At 66.5% G+C, this 18,500-nt stretch carries 17 protein-coding genes; 9 read left to right on the top strand and 8 right to left on the bottom strand.

The genetic code is table 11. The features are described 5' to 3' along the window. Window position 1 precedes the first annotated feature (1 nt). On the bottom strand, window positions 2-925 hold the full coding sequence (locus tag K7G19_RS08695) for a LysR family transcriptional regulator (protein WP_226106850.1): 924 nt from the start codon (window positions 923-925) through the stop codon (window positions 2-4). 132 nt (window positions 926-1,057) lie between these two features. Here K7G19_RS08695 and K7G19_RS08690 point away from each other — a divergent pair, with 132 nt between their 5' ends. Then, the gene (locus K7G19_RS08690) at window positions 1,058-1,846 is read left to right on the top strand and encodes an alpha/beta fold hydrolase (protein WP_226106849.1); all 789 of its coding nucleotides are present in this window, start codon (window positions 1,058-1,060) and stop codon (window positions 1,844-1,846) included. A 239-nt stretch (window positions 1,847-2,085) separates the two neighbouring features. Beyond that, entirely contained in the window at window positions 2,086-2,292 is a 207-nt protein-coding gene (locus tag K7G19_RS08685) for a hypothetical protein (protein WP_226106847.1), read from the top strand. 93 nt (window positions 2,293-2,385) lie between these two features. Here K7G19_RS08685 and K7G19_RS08680 read toward each other — a convergent pair whose 3' ends face one another. From K7G19_RS08680 to K7G19_RS08670, 3 genes are all read right to left on the bottom strand, one after another. Next, window positions 2,386-3,024: an RloB family protein gene (locus K7G19_RS08680; protein ID WP_226106845.1), complete on the bottom strand. Its 639-nt coding sequence runs from the start codon at window positions 3,022-3,024 to the stop codon at window positions 2,386-2,388. Window positions 3,025-3,065: 41 nt separating this feature from the next. Continuing rightward, window positions 3,066-4,334 (bottom strand): ATP/GTP-binding protein, encoded by a 1,269-nt coding sequence (locus K7G19_RS08675; protein ID WP_226106843.1) that lies wholly within the window; start codon window positions 4,332-4,334, stop codon window positions 3,066-3,068. Between the two features lie 247 nt (window positions 4,335-4,581). Continuing rightward, window positions 4,582-6,774, bottom strand: a complete 2,193-nt coding sequence (locus K7G19_RS08670) for a TonB-dependent siderophore receptor (protein ID WP_226107065.1) — start codon at window positions 6,772-6,774, stop codon at window positions 4,582-4,584. 351 nt (window positions 6,775-7,125) lie between these two features. Here K7G19_RS08670 and K7G19_RS08665 point away from each other — a divergent pair, with 351 nt between their 5' ends. Next, window positions 7,126-7,821 carry a phosphoribosyltransferase gene (locus K7G19_RS08665; RefSeq protein ID WP_226106841.1) on the top strand — a complete coding sequence of 232 codons (696 nt, stop codon included), beginning with the start codon at window positions 7,126-7,128 and terminating at the stop codon, window positions 7,819-7,821. A gap of 13 nt (window positions 7,822-7,834) precedes the next feature. Here the strand turns inward: K7G19_RS08665 and K7G19_RS08660 are convergent, their stop codons facing one another. Genes K7G19_RS08660 through K7G19_RS08645 form a run of 4 tightly spaced genes read right to left on the bottom strand, consistent with a single transcriptional unit; the run spans window position 7,835 to window position 11,691 of the window. Next, complete coding sequence (locus tag K7G19_RS08660; RefSeq protein ID WP_226106840.1) at window positions 7,835-8,383, bottom strand: 3-isopropylmalate dehydratase; 549 nt, start codon at window positions 8,381-8,383, stop codon at window positions 7,835-7,837. A 14-nt stretch (window positions 8,384-8,397) separates the two neighbouring features. Continuing rightward, window positions 8,398-9,702, bottom strand: coding sequence for a 3-isopropylmalate dehydratase large subunit (locus tag K7G19_RS08655; protein ID WP_149318517.1), 1,305 nt, complete (start codon window positions 9,700-9,702; stop codon window positions 8,398-8,400). Further along, the gene (locus K7G19_RS08650; RefSeq protein WP_149318516.1) at window positions 9,699-10,856 is read right to left on the bottom strand and encodes a tripartite tricarboxylate transporter substrate binding protein; all 1,158 of its coding nucleotides are present in this window, start codon (window positions 10,854-10,856) and stop codon (window positions 9,699-9,701) included. Before K7G19_RS08650 ends, K7G19_RS08655 begins: the two co-directional genes overlap by 4 nt. 52 nt (window positions 10,857-10,908) lie before the next feature. Continuing rightward, entirely contained in the window at window positions 10,909-11,691 is a 783-nt protein-coding gene (locus K7G19_RS08645) for a GntR family transcriptional regulator (protein WP_149318515.1), read from the bottom strand. 732 nt (window positions 11,692-12,423) lie between these two features. On the opposite strand from K7G19_RS08645, the gene K7G19_RS08640 reads away from it, so the two are divergent. The 6 genes from K7G19_RS08640 to K7G19_RS08615 all read left to right on the top strand — a co-directional run bounded on the left by K7G19_RS08640 (window position 12,424) and on the right by K7G19_RS08615 (window position 18,454). Continuing rightward, window positions 12,424-13,815 carry a hypothetical protein gene (locus K7G19_RS08640; RefSeq protein ID WP_149318514.1) on the top strand — a complete coding sequence of 464 codons (1,392 nt, stop codon included), beginning with the start codon at window positions 12,424-12,426 and terminating at the stop codon, window positions 13,813-13,815. A 135-nt stretch (window positions 13,816-13,950) separates the two neighbouring features. Continuing rightward, window positions 13,951-14,430 carry a hypothetical protein gene (locus K7G19_RS08635; RefSeq protein ID WP_226107063.1) on the top strand — a complete coding sequence of 160 codons (480 nt, stop codon included), beginning with the start codon at window positions 13,951-13,953 and terminating at the stop codon, window positions 14,428-14,430. A 32-nt stretch (window positions 14,431-14,462) separates the two neighbouring features. After that, a complete protein-coding gene (locus K7G19_RS08630; protein WP_149318687.1) occupies window positions 14,463-15,155 on the top strand; it encodes a C39 family peptidase in 693 nt (230 codons plus the stop codon). A 27-nt stretch (window positions 15,156-15,182) separates the two neighbouring features. Further along, window positions 15,183-16,052: a flagellin gene (locus tag K7G19_RS08625; protein ID WP_150084798.1), complete on the top strand. Its 870-nt coding sequence runs from the start codon at window positions 15,183-15,185 to the stop codon at window positions 16,050-16,052. A gap of 144 nt (window positions 16,053-16,196) precedes the next feature. Beyond that, window positions 16,197-17,636 (top strand): acetate kinase, encoded by a 1,440-nt coding sequence (locus K7G19_RS08620; RefSeq protein ID WP_149318511.1) that lies wholly within the window; start codon window positions 16,197-16,199, stop codon window positions 17,634-17,636. 305 nt (window positions 17,637-17,941) lie between these two features. Further along, the gene (locus K7G19_RS08615) at window positions 17,942-18,454 is read left to right on the top strand and encodes a DUF1269 domain-containing protein (protein WP_149318510.1); all 513 of its coding nucleotides are present in this window, start codon (window positions 17,942-17,944) and stop codon (window positions 18,452-18,454) included. Window positions 18,455-18,500 lie beyond the last annotated feature (46 nt).

Here is an 18,500-nt window from a genome sequence, read left to right as displayed (position 1 = left end):
CTCAGCGATTTCCGCCATGGCGAAGCGCCGCGCGAAATCGCGGCGCCGCCTTGCCCAGATGCTCCCACAGCCGGTTCGCGACGGGCCCATGCGGGCGGTCGCGCCGGCGGGCGGCGACCAGTTCCTCGACACGGCCCGGCAGATAGCGCCCGGCGATCGACAGCAGTCTTCCTTCCGCCAGTTCCTGCCCGATCAGAAAGCGGGGCAGATGTCCCCACGCCATCCCCTGCAGGATGATCTCCTTCTTCATCATCGGATCCGGCACCGTGCATTGCGGCGCGCCCGCCACGACGAAATGCTCCTGAGCCACGGGACGCCGTGCGCTGTCGCGGATCACGCATTGCGTCAGCGCCCGCAATTGCTCGGGACGGATTGCACGCGAGACCGGGAATGGCAGAAAACCCGGTGCCACCACGGGGATCAGCTCGATCTTGCATAGATCCAGCCATTCGATGCGCGTGTCGCTCTTGTCGACGCGATGCACGATCAGGTCCGCCTCGCCGTCGAACAGGCGCTCCCACGGCCCGGTCACCGCTTCGACATGCAGGTCCAGCCGCGTTGCGGGATGTTCCGCGAAGAACGGGCCGAGCAGCCGCAGCGTCTGCGGCGGCGGACACAGGTCACCGATCACCACGCGCAGTTCGCTTTCCTCGCCCATCGCCAATTGCTCGGCATGAAGCTGCAGCGCATGCAGCTCGCGCAGCAGCGACTGGGCGTGCCGATGAAACGCGCGCCCCGCTTCCGTCGGGCTGACCCGGTAACCGCTGCGATCGAGCAGCGCCAGGCCAAGCTGCCGCTCCAGCCTGGCCACCGCCGCAAACACCGCGGGATGCGTCCGATGCAGAACCGTCGCGGCCGCCTGGAAGCCTCCCTCGCGGACGACGGCGTCGAAGCACTGCAGGTCTTGCAACGTGAAGCGGGACATTGTTTGTTTTGCTGACAGAGAAGTTGAGAACTTTGTAATTTTCTAAGATTCGGTCCGCCGCTAGGATGGTTCCTGTGATGGCCCCGGCGCCGATTCGGCGAAGGGCCTTCCCTACCTTCCAGGAGAACCGAGATGCAAGCGCTTTCGACCTTCACCACCAGCGATGCCCAACGGATTGCCTACCGTTTCGAGGGCGAAGCCGGCCGCCCCGTGCTGATGCTGTCCAATTCGATCGCGACCGATATGTCGATGTGGGACGGCGTGATGCCGCAATTGCTGGAACGCTTTCGCGTGCTGCGCTACGACATGCGCGGCCACGGCGCCTCCGACGTGCCGACCGGCGCCTATTCGCTGGACCGGCTCGGGCGCGACGCGCTCGAACTGATGGACGCGCTGGAGCTCGAACGGGTCCACTTCCTCGGCCTGTCGCTGGGCGGCATGGTCGCGCAATGGCTGGGGATCCACGCCCCCGAGCGAATCGACCACCTCGTGCTCGCGCATACCGCCGCCTATCTCGGCCCCGCTGCGGATTGGGCGCCTCGCATTCAAACGATCCTGACCGCGACGCCGAACGAGACCGCCGAGGCGTTCCTGGGCAACTGGTTTCCCGCCGAAATGTGCGAGAAGAGCGATCCGGCGCTCGCGTCGTTCCGCAAGGTCCTGCTCGAAACCAACCCACGCGGCATCGCCGGCGCACTGGCCGCCGTGCGCGATATGGACCTGCGTCGGACCATTACGCTCATTTCACGGCCGACGCTGGTGATCGGCGGGAAGTTCGATACGGTGACACGCGCGGAGCACAGCGAAGAGATCGCAGCGGCGATTCCGAGTGCGAAGCTGGTGCTGCTACCGGCGGTGCATATGTCGAATGTGGAGATGCGCGAGGGGTTCTTGGCGGAGGTCGGCGGTTTCCTTCGCTGATTTGGCATCTGTGGCAATGAGACGCTATCCCCCATCGGTGGGGTCTTGAACGGTCTGCGAGCGCCGATACTATACGATCCGGCATTCCCATTTCGGCGAAATACGTGAAGCGGCGAGGTCAGGCAACTTACGCCTTATTGGCCGAACAGTCGATCATGGTTTGCTCATTTGTAGAGCATCGAAATCCTGCTGTACCAGCGGGCGGGTCCGCTATATCAATTCAAAATAAGGAGAATAAGTTGGACTTTATCGACGAGGTTCGATCGCTCGCCGCCAGGGTCGCGGCTGCCAAGGATATGCTTCAAACCGAAGAAGCAACGAAGAACGCGATGGTGATGCCGTTCATCCACATGCTCGGCTATAACGTCTTCGATCCTCTGGAGGTCACACCCGAACTCGTCGCTGACGTTGTGTTGCCACTAGGCAAGCAATGTCCTCCCTCATGATCCGTGATGCGGACGCGCGACCTGTTGTCGGCGTTGACACATCCGTCATTCAAAGCAGAAAAGCGGGGTTCGGGCCCGTGCGCTGCTCGACCATCAAGACGCGGCTCTCAAGGTAGTCAGCCGTGTCACCAGTTCTCCCACCCCCGTGTACGGTTCCGGCGCCATCTCGGCAGTGAATCGCCGGCTCAGCTCCATGGCCCGTCTCGTCGCAGCGTCGAGATTCGGTCTGGTGATGGCAAAAGCGTCCCGCATGCCTTTCCTGTAGTGCGGAACATGATTTTTCAGTCGCCGGAGCACCTCGTCGCGATGGACGGGCGCGTGGACCTGCGCGTAGTGGAGCAATAGCCAGAGCTCAAAATTCGGCACCGACGCGACGGCACGGAAGGCGACGTCTTGCTTGATATCGTTCTTCAGCCGACCATCCAGTGCCGCTGCGTATTGCAGGGCATCGAAGTAGCTGTCGTGATCATCGCGGTCAAAAACAGCGTAGACCTGTTCGAATGCACGGGCCTGGATGCGCTTGTGGCGGTCGCCGTTTCGGAATAGCGATTCGGCGTATTGCACCACCTGGATCGGAGACGTTCCGATCTCGCAGTGCCGGACTTCCACATTGGTGGTGTGCAAACGATAGGCGGCCCGGATTTCGCAGAAGTAGTTTGGCTCGGTTTTCGCGCCTTCGGAAACGATCAGGATGCGGTCGTAGCTGGCGCGCTGGCCAATCTTGCGCGCCAACTGATCGCGTCGGCGGACCCGTGGGGATTTATCCCGGGCCATCAGTGACGTCGCCCGATATCACCGCGCACCAACGGGATGCCGCCATATCGGCCGATCAGATATCCGCGCTCCAGCGCTTCATTCTTGCGAGGGCTGAATTCTGCGAGCGCAATCAGGTGCGAGGCTTGTTCGTTGTCTTTTTCGACGAGCCAGATCTGATCGCGTCGGAGAAGATCCGGCGCATCGAGCAGCGACGTATCGTGGGTCGTAAAGATCAACTGCGCGCCGCCGGTATTGACGTCGGGACGGTGAAACAGCCGGACCAACTCGCGAACCAGAAGGGTATGGAGGCTGGTATCCAGTTCATCGATCACCAATGTCTGACCCTTCTCGAGAATGTCCAGGACGGGGCCGGCGAGGAACAACAGGTTGCGTGTTCCGTTTGATTCGTCCATTAGATCGAATACGGCCGTGCCGTGATCGGTGGTATGCGAGAAGCGCAGCTGATGCTCTTCGATTTCCTCCGACCGCAGCTCGGACTTGCCGGCGGCAACATCGAAATGCACTGTCTGCCCAGGCACCTTGCGCGTCACGACTTCGATGTCGGCAATGCTGATGTCGGCGGACGTCAGGAAATCGCAAATCCGCTTGCGTCCTCCGGGCTGCTTGAGCATCTCGATCGAAACCTGCGGATTGAGCCGCGCCTGCTCGTTGAAGACGACCAAACTGCTCGCGAACCAGTCGAACAGCGGCCGCAGTGCTTCGCTGTTGAGCTGGGCGGCCATCGACAGAAACAGCGCATTGGACCGGGTGGCGTTTTCCCACAGCGTCTTCGCGCCCTTCAGCCCGGTACCGAACTCGTAGATGTCCTTGCCCGAGCTTGGGTCATAGTGCCGTTCGAACCAGCGCTGCGGCTTGAAGGCTTTATAGACCAGCAGATGCTCGCTGACGATGCGTTGCTGCGTCATGGCGAAGCCGTACTGATGCCGCACGCCGGATAGGATCACGGTCACCTCGAACTCTGTCGGTTTCGCCGCAGAAGCGGTGTCGAGGCGGAACGGCTGGACGGCGTATGTCTGCCCAGGCTGTACGACCGTGGCCGATTCCACGACCACGCCACGCATGTATTGCAGCGCCTTGATCAGATTCGACTTGCCGCTCGCGTTGGCGCCATAGACGGCGGCGCTGCTCAGCAGCCGGGGGGCGGCGTTCAGGCCGGTTTCGACGGTATTGGTGTCGGCGAGAGAGGCGTCCTTCGACGCCACGAGGCTGAGGACCTGCTCGTCCCGCAGGCTGCGGAAGTTCTTGACGCGGAACTCGAGGAGCATGAAATCAACCTGGTGGTGCGTAGAATAAATTTGAATCTTGCGCAGATAATGCGCAAAGTCAAGTTATTCGAGTGATCCAGGCGGAAATTTCGAACGGTAGTGTCGTTTTCAGCGCTTCCGGACGGCGCTGGAATCTGCTGGGAAGCCCGCCCACATAGATGCTCTCGACCAAAAAAAGCGCCGCCCACAGGCGGCGCAATCAGGCTTCGTCCATTAGCCCAAGTGTCGATAATCTTCCCGAGCCGGATCAGAACCGGTAGGTAACGCTGCCCACCACCGTCCGGCGGGCGCCGAAATAGCAGTCGCCGCGGGCGAGGCAGGTCGTCAGGTATTCCTTGTCGAACAGGTTGTTCACGTTCAGCGCGACGCGAACCGGACCGTGGTCGTAGGCCAGCACGGCGTCGACGAGCGTGGCGCTGCTGACCTTGTTGCGATCGGTGCCGTCATAGCTCGCGCTGAAATACCGCACGCCGGCGCCGGCCGAGAAGCCAGGCTTGTCGAACAGGTTGAACTTGTACGTGCCCCACAGCGAAGCCATATGCTTCGGAATGCTGGCGATGCGCTTGCCGACTTCGGCAGGATTGCCGGCGAGGATGCGGGTATCGAGGTAGGTGTAGTTGGCGATCAGGTCCACCCGATTGCGCAGCGATGCGAGGGCTTCGACCTCGACACCGCGCGTACGGGCTTCGCCGATCTGCACGGTGTCGGGCACGCCGTTGACGATGCCCGATGCGCGACGGTTCTTCTCGCGCATGTCGAACACGGCCATCGTCACCATCGCGTTCTTGCCGGGCGGCTGGTATTTGATACCGGCTTCCCATTGCTTGCCGCGCAGCGGCTTGAGCGGGCCGGCGCGGTTGGTGCCCGGCACACCCTGGAAGGACTCCGAATAGCTGATGTACGGATTCAGGCCGATGTCGGTCTGGTACATCAGGCCGAAACGCTTGGTCAGCTCATTGTCGTCGCGCGAGCCGGCCGTCGTGTTCACTTGCGAGGCACGCGACCAGTCGTAGCGCAGGCCGACCATCAGCAGCCACTGGTTCCACGACATCTGGTCCTGCATATAGATGCCGGTCTGGATCTGCTTGGTCGGATTGACGTGGCCGAGCGTCGGTGCGACGTAATTGCCGTAAACGGGATTGATGATGTCGATCGGCGCCGCGCTGCCGGTACCGTTGACGCCCCGGCGTCCGTCGATATCGGCGTGCTGATAATCCATGCCGGTCAGCAAGGTATGGCCCACGCTGCCGGTGCCGAATTTGGCCTGTGCCTGGGTGTCGACGAGGAAGGACCGCAGCCGCGGGTTGTCCCAATAGACGGTCCGTCGCAGCAACCGGTCGCTGCCTTGCACCCAGGGGCCTTGTGAATTGTTGAAGCTCGCGTAAATGCTGCGGTAATCCACCGTGCTGTACGAGTACCGCAGATTCTGGCGGACCGTGAACACCTCGTTCGCCTTGTGCTCGAACTGGTAGCCGATCGCCGCCTGTTCCGCCTTGAAGCGGTCGAATCCCGGCTCGCTGACGAACAGGCTGTCGCGAATCTTCAGGCCGCCGGGGTTCGGAAACAGCATGCCGCTCCAGGGAAAGAAGCCCGCAGTGGTATTGCTGTCATCCCGCTGGAAATTCGCCAGCAGCGTAAACGACGTATCGCTGTTCGGCCGATACGTCAGCGACGGCGCGATCAGATAGCGATTGTCCTGGGCAAAGTCCACATGCGTGTCGCTGTCGCGCGCGAGCGCGACCAGCCGATACAGCCATTTGCCGTCCGCATCGAGCGGCCCGGTCAGATCGGCCTGGACCTGCTTGCGGTTGTTGTTGCCGAACTGCACGCCGATTTCGCGGGCGGCCTCGGGCTGCGGCCGCTTGCTGACGAGGTTCAGGATGCCGCCGACCGCGCCCTGGCCGAACAGCATCGACGACGGGCCGCGCAGGATGTCGATCCGCTCCAGCGCATACACGTCGGGACGGACGTTGTTGTAGTAGCCCACCGCATTGAGCAGGCCGTCCTGGTATTGCGTGAAATCGGTGCCGCGAAAGCGTCCCCAGTCGCCGCGATTGTCGTTGCCGTAGAGGCCCGCGTGGACGCCCGCGGTATAGCCCATCGCCTGCTGCACCGATTGCGCGCCCTGCGCCTCGATGCGGTCGCGCGTGATCACGGTGATCGACTGCGGCGTTTCCATGATCGGGGTATCCGTCTTGGTCGCGGTGGCGCTGCGCTTGGCGACGTAGCCAAAGACCGGGCCGGTCGCGGTTTCGTTGTCGCTGGTGGCACGCACGGTAACGGCCGGCAATTCGGCGGGGGCCGTGGCAGTAGCGGTGGCGGGGGCAGTAGCGGTGGCGGTGGCAGCAGAGGCGGTGGCAGCAGAGGCGGGGGCGGCAGAGGCGGGGGCGGCAGCCGGCGCCGATGCATCGGCGGACGCGGACTGCTGGGCCCAGACCATGCCGGCGGCTTGCAGGCCCAGGGCGAGAGTCGTCAGGCGAAGGGCATGGCCGCGGTGGCGGCCGCGGCGATAGGTTGCACGCTGTGGCATGGTCGGTTCCGTCTATATTTTTTCAGAACGCCCGCGGAATGCCGCCGCGGTGCGGCGGCGCGGACCGTGACGTCGGTCCGTGCGGGTCGGAGGCTCGGGCAACGAACGATAAATGCGAATCGTTCTTGTTAACCTTCGCATTGTAACGGCATGTGTCGAGCCGGACATAAAAGGGTGACCGCGCCACAGGGTTAATGGGCCCGTGCGCGGCCCCGTTCTCGTACCGCCCCGGGGAAGCACCAACAGGACAGGAGGGCCGCGATGCCGCTGCCGCCGTATTTCGCCGATCGACACGACGCCGGCGTCCAATTGGCGCGCCGCCTGAGCGAGCTGGGCTATGCGAAACGAGAGGAAAACCAGCCGCCGCTGGTGCTGGCCCTGCCGCGCGGCGGTGTGCCGGTCGCCTTCGAGGTCGCCCGCGCGCTGGGCGCGACGCTCGACATCCTGCTGGTGCGCAAGATCGGCGCGCCCGGCTATCCCGAACTGGCGCTGGGCGCGGTGGTCGAGGGCGATGCCACCGGCTCGCCCCCGCATACCGTCGCCAATGACGATGCGTGGACGCGCCGCGCGGTCGACAGCGGCGCCTTCGAGCTGGAGCGCGGTCGACAGCTGGGAGAAATCGCCCGGCGCCAGCAGCGCTATCGCGGCGGGGCGCCGGTGGCGGCGATGCGCGACCGGGTCGTGATCATGGTCGACGACGGCGTGGCGACGGGCGCCACGATGCGCGCGGCACTGGAGAGCGCGCGCCATGCCGGGGCGGCTCGCGTGATTGCGGCGGTGCCGGTCGCTTCGGTGGAAGGGTTGGCGTCGCTGCGGGACGCGGCCGACGAATGCGTCTCGCTATGGGTGCCGGACGATTTCGGCGCGGTGGGCGCGTATTACGCGGATTTCGACCAGACCACCGACGAAGAGGTGATGGCCTTGCTGCGCGAGGCTGGCAACGCGCAGCGCGGCTGAGCGCGACAGGTGGTCAAGCGCGCTGCTGCGCGAGCCGCCGCTTCAGATGCTGGATCAGCCCGCCGGCGCGCAGCATGTCGAGCAGGAACGCCGGGATCGGTTCGCATGGCACGCGGCTGCCGTCGGGCAGCACGACCGCGGCGTTTTCCAGATCCAGCGTCGCGTGTTCGCCGTCGATCAGCTTGTCGGTATCCGCGCAGACCAGCGCCGGCAGGCCGAGATTCAAGGCATTGCGATAGAACAGGCCCGCGAACGAAGGCGCGATCACTGCCGCCACGCCGAGATGGCGCAAGGCCTGGGGAGCCTGCTCGCGCGACGAGCCCACGCCGAAATGCCGTCCACCGACGACCAGATCGCCCGGCCGTACGGTCGCGGGAAATTCGGGACGCAATCCGGCCAGGCAATGGCGCGCGATCTGCTCGATTCCGCCTTTCATCTGCGTGGCGGGCGCCATCGCATCGGTATCGACGTTGTCGCCGAAGCGCCAGATGCGGCCGGGGGCCTGGCGTTCGGGCCTGGTATGGGGTCCGGTATCGGGGCCGGTTTGGGTCGGCGTATCCATGCGGATCTCGGTCTTCACAGCAGCGTGCGCGGATCGGTGATGCGGCCCGTGACCGCCGATGCGGCCACGGTCATCGGCGAGGCCAGCCACACCGCGCTGCCGGCGTCGCCCATCCGGCCCGCGAAATTGCGCGCGGTCGAGGCGATCGCCCGCGTGCCGGCGGCGAAGCGCGTGGGCCCGTAACCGGCGCAGGCATTGCACGCATTGGGCAGCAGCTGCGCGCCGGCATCGACGAGCGCCGCCAGCGTGCCTTCGCGCTCGGCCTGCTGCTGGTCGCGCAGCGAGGCGGGCGCCAGCTGCAGCGAGACGCCCGGCGCGACCTTGCGCCCGCGCAGGATGCGCGCGGCCATGCGCAGATCGTCGAGCTTGGCGCCCGTGCAGGCGCCGAGATAGGCGAGGTCGATCGGCTGGCCCTGGGCGTCGCTGACCGGCGCGCCGTTGGCCGGCGAGTGCGGCGCGGCGACCTGCGGCGCCAGGGCGGCGGCGTCGAAGCGATGGGTTTGCAGCAGCGGCGCATCGGCATCGCTGCGCCAGTGCTCGATATCGATCTGCGCCAGCGTGGCGGCGGGCACGCCGGCCTGTTCAAGCCATTGCAGCGTGGTGGCGTCCGGTGCGACGAGGCCCGTCTGCGCGCCCAGTTCCGCGCTCATATTGGTCAGCGTCATCCGCTCCTGCATCGACAGCGCGGTCACCGCCGTGCCGGCATATTCGATCGCCTCGTAGCGGCCGCCGCCCAGTCCGAGCCGGGCGCACAGGAACAGCATGATGTCCTTGGCGCAGACGCCGTCGGCCAGCGTGCCGTCCCATTGGATGCGGATGGTCTGCGGCACGCGCAGCCAGATTTCGCCGGTGGCCAGCACGCCCGCCATCTCGGTGGCGCCGATGCCGAACATATAGGCGCCGAACGCGCCCCCGGTGGGACTGTGGCTGTCGCCGCCGACGATGAACTGGCCCGGCAGCACGTAGCCGCGCTCGGGCAGCACCACGTGGCAGATCCCTTCGTTGTCGATCAGATGCGGCAGGCGCTGTTCGCGGACCCAGTCGCGCGTGAAGCGGACGATCGCCTCGGCCTCGGCATCCGCGGCGGGCACGAAGTGGTCGGTCACGACGACGAAGCGCTCGGGGTCCCAGACCTTGGCGCCCAGCTCGCGCAGCAGCGGCGCGACGCGGCGCGGTCCGCTGGAGTCGTGCGACATCGCCAGATCGACCTTGCAGGTCACCACGGTGCCGGGCGTCGCGTGGTCCAGGCCCGCGGCGCGGGCGACCAGCTTCTGTGCGAGGGTTTGCGCCGGGGCGGTCCCGGCGCCGGCACGGCTCATTCCACCTTGGCTCCCGAATAGCGCACCACGGTGGCCCAGCGCTTGATGTCCTGCTTGACGAAGGCGCTGAAGGCCTCGGGCGTGCTGGCGACCGGCTGCGCGCCATCGCTTTCGAGGCGCTTGGCCACCGATGGCGTCTCCAGGCCCCGGCGCGCGGCCTGATAGAGCGTGCGCGTGACTTCGGGCGGCAGCCCTGCCGGGCCGAACAGCCCGAACCAGGCATTGGACTCGAAGCCCTTGACGGTCTGCGAGATCGGCGGCACGCCCGGCAGCTGCGGCAGCGGCGCCGGACTGGTGACCCCAAGCGCCTTGAGCTTGCCGGCCTTGATATGCGGCAGCACGTTCAGGGTGCTGGCGAACATCAGCTCGACGCGGCCCGACAGCAGGTCGGTCACTGCCGGCGTCGTACCTTTGTACGGAATGTTGACGATGTACGTGCCGGTCATCATCTTGAACATGTCGCCGGCCAGATGCACCGACGAGCCGACGGCGCCGATGCCGAAGTTCAGTTTGCCGGGACGGGACTTGGCCAGCTGGATCAGCTCGGCGACATTGTTGGCCGGCACCGACGGATGGGCGACCAGCACGCTTGGCACGCTGGCCACCAGTGTGATCGGCGTGAAATCGGCGACGGGATCGAAGGGCAGGTTCTTGTACAGCGTCGCGTTGATGGTATGGCTGGTGAAACTCATCAGCAGCGTGCTGCCGTCCGGCGCGCTCTGCGCCACCAGCTCGGCGGCGATATTGCCGCCGGCGCCCGGGCGGTTCTCGACCACGACGGACTGGTCCAGCAGCTTGCCCATCTCGTTGGCGATGGTGCGGGCCAGCGTATCGGTGGTGCCGCCGGCCGGCGCGCCGACCAGGATGCGGATGGGCTTGCCGCCGGCGATCTGGCCAAGCGGGGCCGCCGACGTGCCGGATGTCGCGGAGGTGCCCGATGTCGCCGATGTGCCGGATGTGCTCGCCTGCCCTGCGTTCCCGTTGGTTGCGCCGATGGCGCTGGACGGCGCGAGCAGCGGCAGCAGCGGTATCGGCGACGCCAGCGATGTCAGCAGCGTGGCCGCGCCCAGCCTGAGCGCGGCGCGGCGTGTCTTGACGATGCCGGCGGGGTGCGCCGGCGGCAGAAGGGAACGGCTGGCTCGATGCAGCGGCATGACGCGAGTCTCCTTGTCTGATCGTCGAAGCGCGCAGCATGGCGCGCCTGCGTCAGTCTCGCAAGCTGGTGCGGGTCCCGTTGTCGACCCAGACGTTGGCGCTGTCGCCGCCTGCCGGCGACAGCTCCATCCGGTATTCGTAGCGGTCGGGCCGGTACTGCCCGAGCAGCAGCTGGATCGGCCGGCCGGACTTGTCCTGCACCACGCGGCGGGTCGCCAGCAGCGCGGCGCCGACCGGCACCTCGAGCAGCGGGGCCACCACCACGTCGGCCAGGCGCGCCGACAACACCTGCGTGGCACGGCCCAGCTTCAGGCCGCCGCGGTTCTCGAGCAGCCGCAGGATCGGCGTGGTCTCCAGATCCTTGCGCGTCAGATGGCGGCCCAGGTCGGCCGGCACATAGACGGTGATATGGGACAGCGGTTCGCCGTGGTAATGGCGCACGCGCACCACCTTGGTGACGGGATCGCCGGGCTGCAGGCACAGCGATTCGGCGACGTCCGGGGCGGCCTGCACCTCCTCGATCGAGATCACGTTGACCGAGGTCTTCTGGCCCATGTCCAGCAGGTTGTCCAGCAGGCTGACGGTGCGTGGCGCATTGGCGGCCGGCGCGATCGGATGCGGATTGACGAAGGTGCCCAGGCCGCGATGGCGGCGCACCAGGCCTTCCTGCACCAGGCGATCGAACACCCGGCGCATGGTCACGCGCGAGGCATGGAATTGCTTGGCCAGGTCGATCTCGCCCGGCAGAGGCCCCTGGCCAAAACGGCCTTCCACAATCTGTTGGCGCAGCACCACGTAAATCTGGTGATACAGGGGAACGACGGCTTCACTCATGGTTTCCCTTGCGAGTCGACGACAGGTCGGCAATTAGTTTAATGTACTTTAAATCAGACATGGATCAAAGTGACAACGGAATACGTGCCGCCGTGTGAATTCGCACATTGGCTGGGCCGGCCGGTCACTGGCCTTGGCGGAACAACGTCGGCGCAATGTCGACACAATTTGCGGTGCAATCCGGCGAGCGATTTCCAGCCAGCATTTCCGCTACGGGAAGCGACGCATGAAGCGCGCCCCGGCAACGGCCGCCAATGATCCGCGATGCGGTCCATCCGAAACATCCCCCCAATGCAGGACGTGCTTAAAAAAACACCACCTGCGCCCTGTCCGATTCCTCGTTTCAATTCCGTAACGCCACGTCAGCCGGTTCGGTTTTATCGGCATCCCGACTTAACTATCCGGCGATAAACATATTTTTCTCGCGCAATCGGAATCGCCGCGCGACGCCACTTTCCGGCCGCTGTCACATCGATGTGACATGTCTGTTCCGGTTCACAGTATTTGGGCTCCCAGTGTCGCACCGAAAGCGGGATCTTGCACCGCAGCAGGGCCATTTTGGCCTTGTTTTACAAGGGAAAGCGACGCCTGCGGGGGGTGCTGGCACCGAATATGCGCAGGGCGCTTCGGTTTGGCCAATGCCGGACCATGACCTGGCTACCGCTTCGTTTTCCGTCTGACGAGCGCGGCGCCGGGCTGAGTCGCAGAGAACATTCCTCCTGGGAGCTATGTATGAAAAAGACCTTACTCGCGTCCGCCGTCGCCCTGACTCTCGGGGTGACAGGGCACGCCTTGGCACAGACCGCAACCGACGACGCCGTGGCGGTGAATGTCAATGTCACCGACAACGACACCACCACCACGACCAAGACCAATTCGGAGAACCGCGGACGCGCATGGGCTGAGGGCCTTGGCACGACTGCGGCAAACAACGGCTCCACCTCGACCGCCAACTTCTCCAATGCCTTCAACACCAGCCGTGCGGTCGCCATGACGCGCCTGAACGGCACGGTCAGCGGCCTCACCGTCAGCCATATCGGCAACGTGGCCCGCCAGCTGGGTAATGCCAGCGGCGGCGCCGGCGGCCGCGGTGGCGCGGGCACCGGCGGCAATGCCATGGGTGGCACCGGCGGCAATGGCGGCAACAGCGGCAATGGCGGTGCCGGCGGCAACGGCGGTGCCGGCGGCATGGCAAGCATTGGCGATGCGACCGCGGGCGATGCCACCAACGGCAGCGCAACGGCAGGCCGCGGCGGCTATGGCGGTAACGCCAACGGCACCGCGGGCCGGGGCGCGAACGGCGTCGGCACCGGCGGCGGCGCCTTGGCCGCCAGCGTGGGCGTCGGCGCGCGCGGCGCCAATGGCACCGGTGCCGGCGGTAACGGCACCGGCGGCAGCCTGGCCGGCGGCGGCGATGGCGGCGGTGCCGGTGCGGCGTCGGGCGGCTCGCTCGGCGCGAGCGCTGGCCTGGGCGGCAGCAGCAGCTCGAGCGGCGGCGGCGCGCGCGGTCCGGGCGCTGACACCACCGCGACCACCGCGGGTGCGGGCGGCGCAGGCACTGGCGGCGCAGTGACCACGGCGGGCGGCACGTCCGGCGCGGCGGGCGGTGCCGGCGGCGCTGGTACCACCGGCGCAGTGGCGGCCACTGGCGGCGCGGGTACCGGCACTGGCGGTGCGGGTGGCGCGGGCACCGGCGGTGCGGCGACGGCTTCGGGCGGCGCCGGCACGGGCACCGGCGGCGCTGGCGGCGCGCAGACCAGCGTGGCCGGTAACGGCGGCAACGGCGGCAATGCCACCAATGGCGGCGCCACCACCACGGCCAGCAATGGCGCCGCGACCGCCGGCAACGGCGCGGTCGGCGCGGCTGGCGCGACCAGCGGTGCCGGCGGTGCCGGTGGCGCGGGTGCGGGCGGTACCGGCGGCGTGGGCAACGGTGCGACCGGCGGTGCCGGTGGTGCCGGTGGTGCGGCGCTGGCCGATGCAGGCACGTTCAACATGTCCAACGCGATGAGCAGCGTCGGGCAGTCGGCGGCCGGCATCATGATCGCCAACCAGAACAGCGGCCTCGGCTCGCTGGTGCAACAAGCCGTCACGGTCCAGGCCAACCTGGCTGTAGGCAGGTAAGACGCTGCGCGCTCGCGAATGCCGGTGCGTGGATGGCGCACCGGCATCGCGCCTTGCGCGGTGTTGCTCTGCAGGAGTGGGCGTCCCGGCCTCGCGTCGGGATGCCCGTTCGACGGGACACAAGGAGGCACCATCATGCGAGCGGTCCGCACCGCTGTCGGCGCTTTGACGACAGCATTCCTGCTCTGGCCCGGCCTGCACGCCGCGGCGGAGCCGTCCGCCGCGCCAGAAGCGGCGAGCCCGACGGCCGCGATGCCGACCACCGTCGGCATGCCGGAAGACAACAGCAAGGACACCCCGATGGCCGCGACACCGCGGACAACGGTCGACGCATCGGCACAAGGGCAGACGGGCACCGTGCTCGCCGGCTTCGGCAAGCCGGTCGGCACCGACGCGCTGGCCGATATCCGTGGCGGCGCCGAAGTGGTGGTCAACGACATGCGGCTGGCTGGCGTCGTGGCGGACAACACCGCCAATCGCGTCATCACCGGCAGCAACGCGATTTCGGATGGGGCGTTCGCCAATGCGAGCGGCCTGCCCACGGTGATACAGAACACCGGCGCCAACACGCTGATCCAGAACGCGACGATTCTGAACGTGCGATTTGGGCCATGAAGCGGGCCATGAAGCGGGCCATGAAGCAGGCCATGAACCTGCCACGCCTTGCCGCGCTGGCGGCGCTCGCCTGGGCGTCGGCCATGGTGCCGGCGCACGCCGCCGATACGGTGGTGATTCCACCGGCCGGCAGCGACTACAAGGTCCGGACGGTGAGCCTGAAGGAGGCACGCTTCAAGACCACCATCCGGCAGCAGTACGACTTCAGCTGCGGCTCGGCCGCAGTGGCGACCCTGCTTACCTATCAGTACGGCCATCCGGTCACGGAAGCCGAAGTGTTCCAGCAGATGTACCTGACCGGCGATCGCGCCAAGATCCAGCGCGAGGGCTTCTCGCTGCTGGACATGAAGCGCTTCCTCGAAACGCGCGGCTTCATGGCCGACGGCTTCGAACTGCCGCTGTCCAAGCTCGAGGAAACCCAGGTCCCGGCGATCGTGCTGGTGGTCGAGAACGGCTACCACCATTTCGTCGTGGTCAAGGGGGTACGCGGCAATCGGGTGTTGGTTGGCGATCCCGCCCTCGGTACGCGAGCGTTGTCTCGCGAACACTTCGAACGGATCTGGGACAGTAGTCTTCTGTTCGTGATCCACAACCGCACCGATATCGCGCGCTTCAACCAGGCTTCGGACTGGCGCGTCGCACCCAGTGGGCCGTACTGGATGGGGGTCAATCGGGACAGTCTGTTCTTTACCGTCATGCCAAAGCATGGCGCTGGAGACTTCTAGGGACCCGTCACCATGTATCGACAAGCCATGACTACGCGGCCGGCGCGCCGCGGCGCCGCCCGTGGCGCTGCCAATTCGGCCGCGGCAGCGATGCTGCTAGGCGCGGGACTGGCCTGCGCCGGCCAGGCGTGGAGCACGCAGGCCCCGCGCGAGGACGGGCTGGACGCCGGACTGGCGTCCTACCCCGCCGCGGATCCGCATCACGATGCCATCGCTGCCGCGCGCAGCGGCATGGCCGGCTGGAAACCGGTCGCATCGGCACGATTGGAAGAACTGCGAGGCGGCTTCGAGACCGGCGGCCTGCAGGTCTCGTTCGGCATCGAACGCGCCGTCTATATCAACGGCAACCTGGTGGTATCGACCAGCCTGGTGATTCCCGACGTCAGCCGCATCACCTCGGAACAGGCAGGACGGCTTGCCGCCGCGCTGCAGAGCGCGGCCAATGCGGGCTCGGTCGCGGCCAACGCGCTGGGGCAGGCCGGGCAGGCGGGGCAGGGCACCTCGACGCCCGGCAGCGGCAGCGCCAGTTCCTCGGCGAGCGCGGGACAGCCAGGCACGTCCACCTCCACGCCGGGCACCGCCACGGTGGCGGCGCCATCGCCTCCACCGTCTTCGGGGACGCCGCCGATGCCGGCGCCGGCGGTGATCGCCACCGCGACCGGTTCGGTCACCACCAACGGCCTGCTCAATCTGATCCAGAACGGGCCGGGCAACAGCTTCAACGCGGGGGCGCTGGCGGGCACGCCGGCGACCGTGATCCAGAACTCGCTCAACAACCAGTCGATCCAGAGCCTGTTGACCATCGATGCGGGCGTGAACACCTTGCAGGCGTTCCGCGCGGGGGTCGCCGGCGCGGCATTGAACAGCGCCCTGCAGCGGGCGGCGAGCATGCGGTAGAGCCAAACACGCATACGGGACCACACGAAGCAAGCGGAAGCAACGGATGCACGCGGTCGCATCCGGACACACAGGGGTGCATGGCAACAACGCAAACAGGTCGCGGACTCCTGAACCAGTCCGCCATCCGGGGGGAGGAGAGTCATGAGAAAAAGGTCGATGCAGGGCATCCGGCAGGCGGGATGCTCGACCTTGCTATTGCTGGGGGGATTGGCGCATGCGCAGAATCTGCCCGACGAAGGGCCGACGGCCGCCAAGCTGGAAGCCCTGAAACGCGAGGTCGCGGAACAGGCCGCCGTGCTCGACGCGATGAAGCGCTCGATGGCCCAGCAAGAGGCCACCATCCGCGAGTTGCGCAGCATCGTCGGCGCCGATGCGCTGGCGAACAAGCGCGGCGGGCAGCGCGGCCCCGGTGTGACCGGCGCCGATATCGCGACCGGCGCGGCGACGGCGCCGGCTGCCGCCAGCGGCAATACCGGCCTGCCGAATACGCGCAACGTGCCGGTCAATCAGGCACAAGGTCCGGCACAAGGTGCGGCACAGGGCCCCGCACAGGGCCCCGCCAACGGCAGCACCACCGTCGCACAGGCGCAGGAACCGGTGGGCCGGCCGCCCGAGCGCGACACGCGTCCGCCGGAGATCGCGCCGATCTTCGATCAGCCCGGCGTGCTGACGCCGCCCGGCCGGCTGGTGGTCGAGCCGGCGTTCCAGTACGGCTATTCGTCCAACAACCGCGTGGCGCTGGTCGGCTACACGGTGATTCCGGCGATCCTGATCGGGCTGATCGACGTGCGCGAGGTCAAGACCTCGACCTATGTCGCCTCGGTCGCCTTCCGCTACGGCATTACCAAGCGGCTTGAAATCGAGGCCAAGGTGCCATACGTGCATAGCTCGGGCTCGACCATCAGCCGCGAAGTCTTCACCGGCACTGCGGTCGACAACGTCTTCAATTCGAGCGGTAGCGGACTGGGCGATGTCGAGGCGACGCTGCGCTATCAGCTGAACTACGGCAACGACCGCATGCCGTATTTCGTCGGCTGGCTGCGCTACAAGTCCAATACCGGCAAGAGCCCGTTCGACGTGGTCACCGATTGCGTGCAGCGCTGCATCGGCAATACCACCGGCACCGGGCTGCCGCTGGGCATGCCGACCGGCACCGGCTTTCATGCGATCCAGCCGGGCATCACGTGGCTGCTGCCGACCGATCCTGCGGTGTTCTTCGGCACCTTCAGCTATCTACACAATTTTGGCCGCGACAACGTCAGCCGTACCGTGCTGAACGGCCAGAAGGAGCCGCTGGGCAAGATCGAGCCGGGCGACATCTTCGGCTTCAACTTCGGCATGGGCCTGGCGCTGAACGAGCGGGCGTCATTCAGCATCGGCTACGACCAGAGCATCATCTGGCCGACCAAGCAGAACGGACAGACCGTGCCCGGCTCGGTGCGGATCACGCAGGGCTCGCTGCTGGTCGGCTATTCGTACCGCTTCAGCGACCGCTATACGCTCAATATCTCGGTCGGCGCGGGGCTGACGCGCGATACGCCGGATCTGCAGGTCAACGTGCGGCTGCCGATCACGTTCTGAGCGGCTTCGGGTCGGGCTCGGGCTTCGGCTCGGGCTTGCGCTTTGGCGCGGGTTCGCTTCGGCTCGGACTTCGCCCCCAGCTTCGGCTTTTGGCGTTGCCCTGGCGTCATCGCCGTCACGTCGGCCCTGTGCCGGCGTGACGGCTACGCGACGCGGCGCCGGCACGGTGCGCTGCCCCCCACGGCTTCGCTTGCGATTCCCTGCCTGGTGGCGTACAAAAGTAAAACCCGCCCCGCTGGCGGATTCTGCCGCCACCTGCCAGCCTCGGCAGCCCACGGACGGGACCTCGCTCGGAGGAATCCGTCATGCGCAAACGCATCTACTGGTTATTGCCCGACGTGGTCAGCGCTCGGCGCACCATGGACGATTTGCTGATCAATCGCGTCGAACACCGGCACATCCACTTCGTCGCCCGCGACGGCATGGACATGACCGGCCTGCATGAAGCCAATCTGTTCCAGACCTCCGATATCGTTCACGCCGCCGAGATGGGTTTGATGATCGGTGGTGCGGTCGGCGTGGTCGCCGGCGTGGTGGTCGCGATGTTCCCGATCGTCAGCGATACCCCGCAATGGGGCCTGGTCGGCGTGCTGGCGGTGCTCGGCGCGGTATTCGGGGCCTGGGCCTCGAGCATGATCGGCAGCTCCGCGCCGAACAGCCGGCTCAAGCCCTTCGAGGCCGATATCGCCGACGGCAAGATCCTGCTGATGGTCGATGTGCCGCGCGGCCGTGTCGAGGAAATCGAAACGCTGCTGCGCAGCTCGCATCCGGAAGCCCGCTTCGCGGGGATGGACCCGGCGGTGCCGGCATTCCCCTGATCCGGCGCGATGCATTGCTTCGGCTGTTCGATGGTCTGATGGTTTG

This window comes from Cupriavidus sp. DB3, assembly GCF_020418465.1.
Lineage (GTDB): Bacteria > Pseudomonadota > Gammaproteobacteria > Burkholderiales > Burkholderiaceae > Cupriavidus > Cupriavidus cauae.
This window is presented reverse-complemented; position numbering and strand designations above follow the sequence as displayed.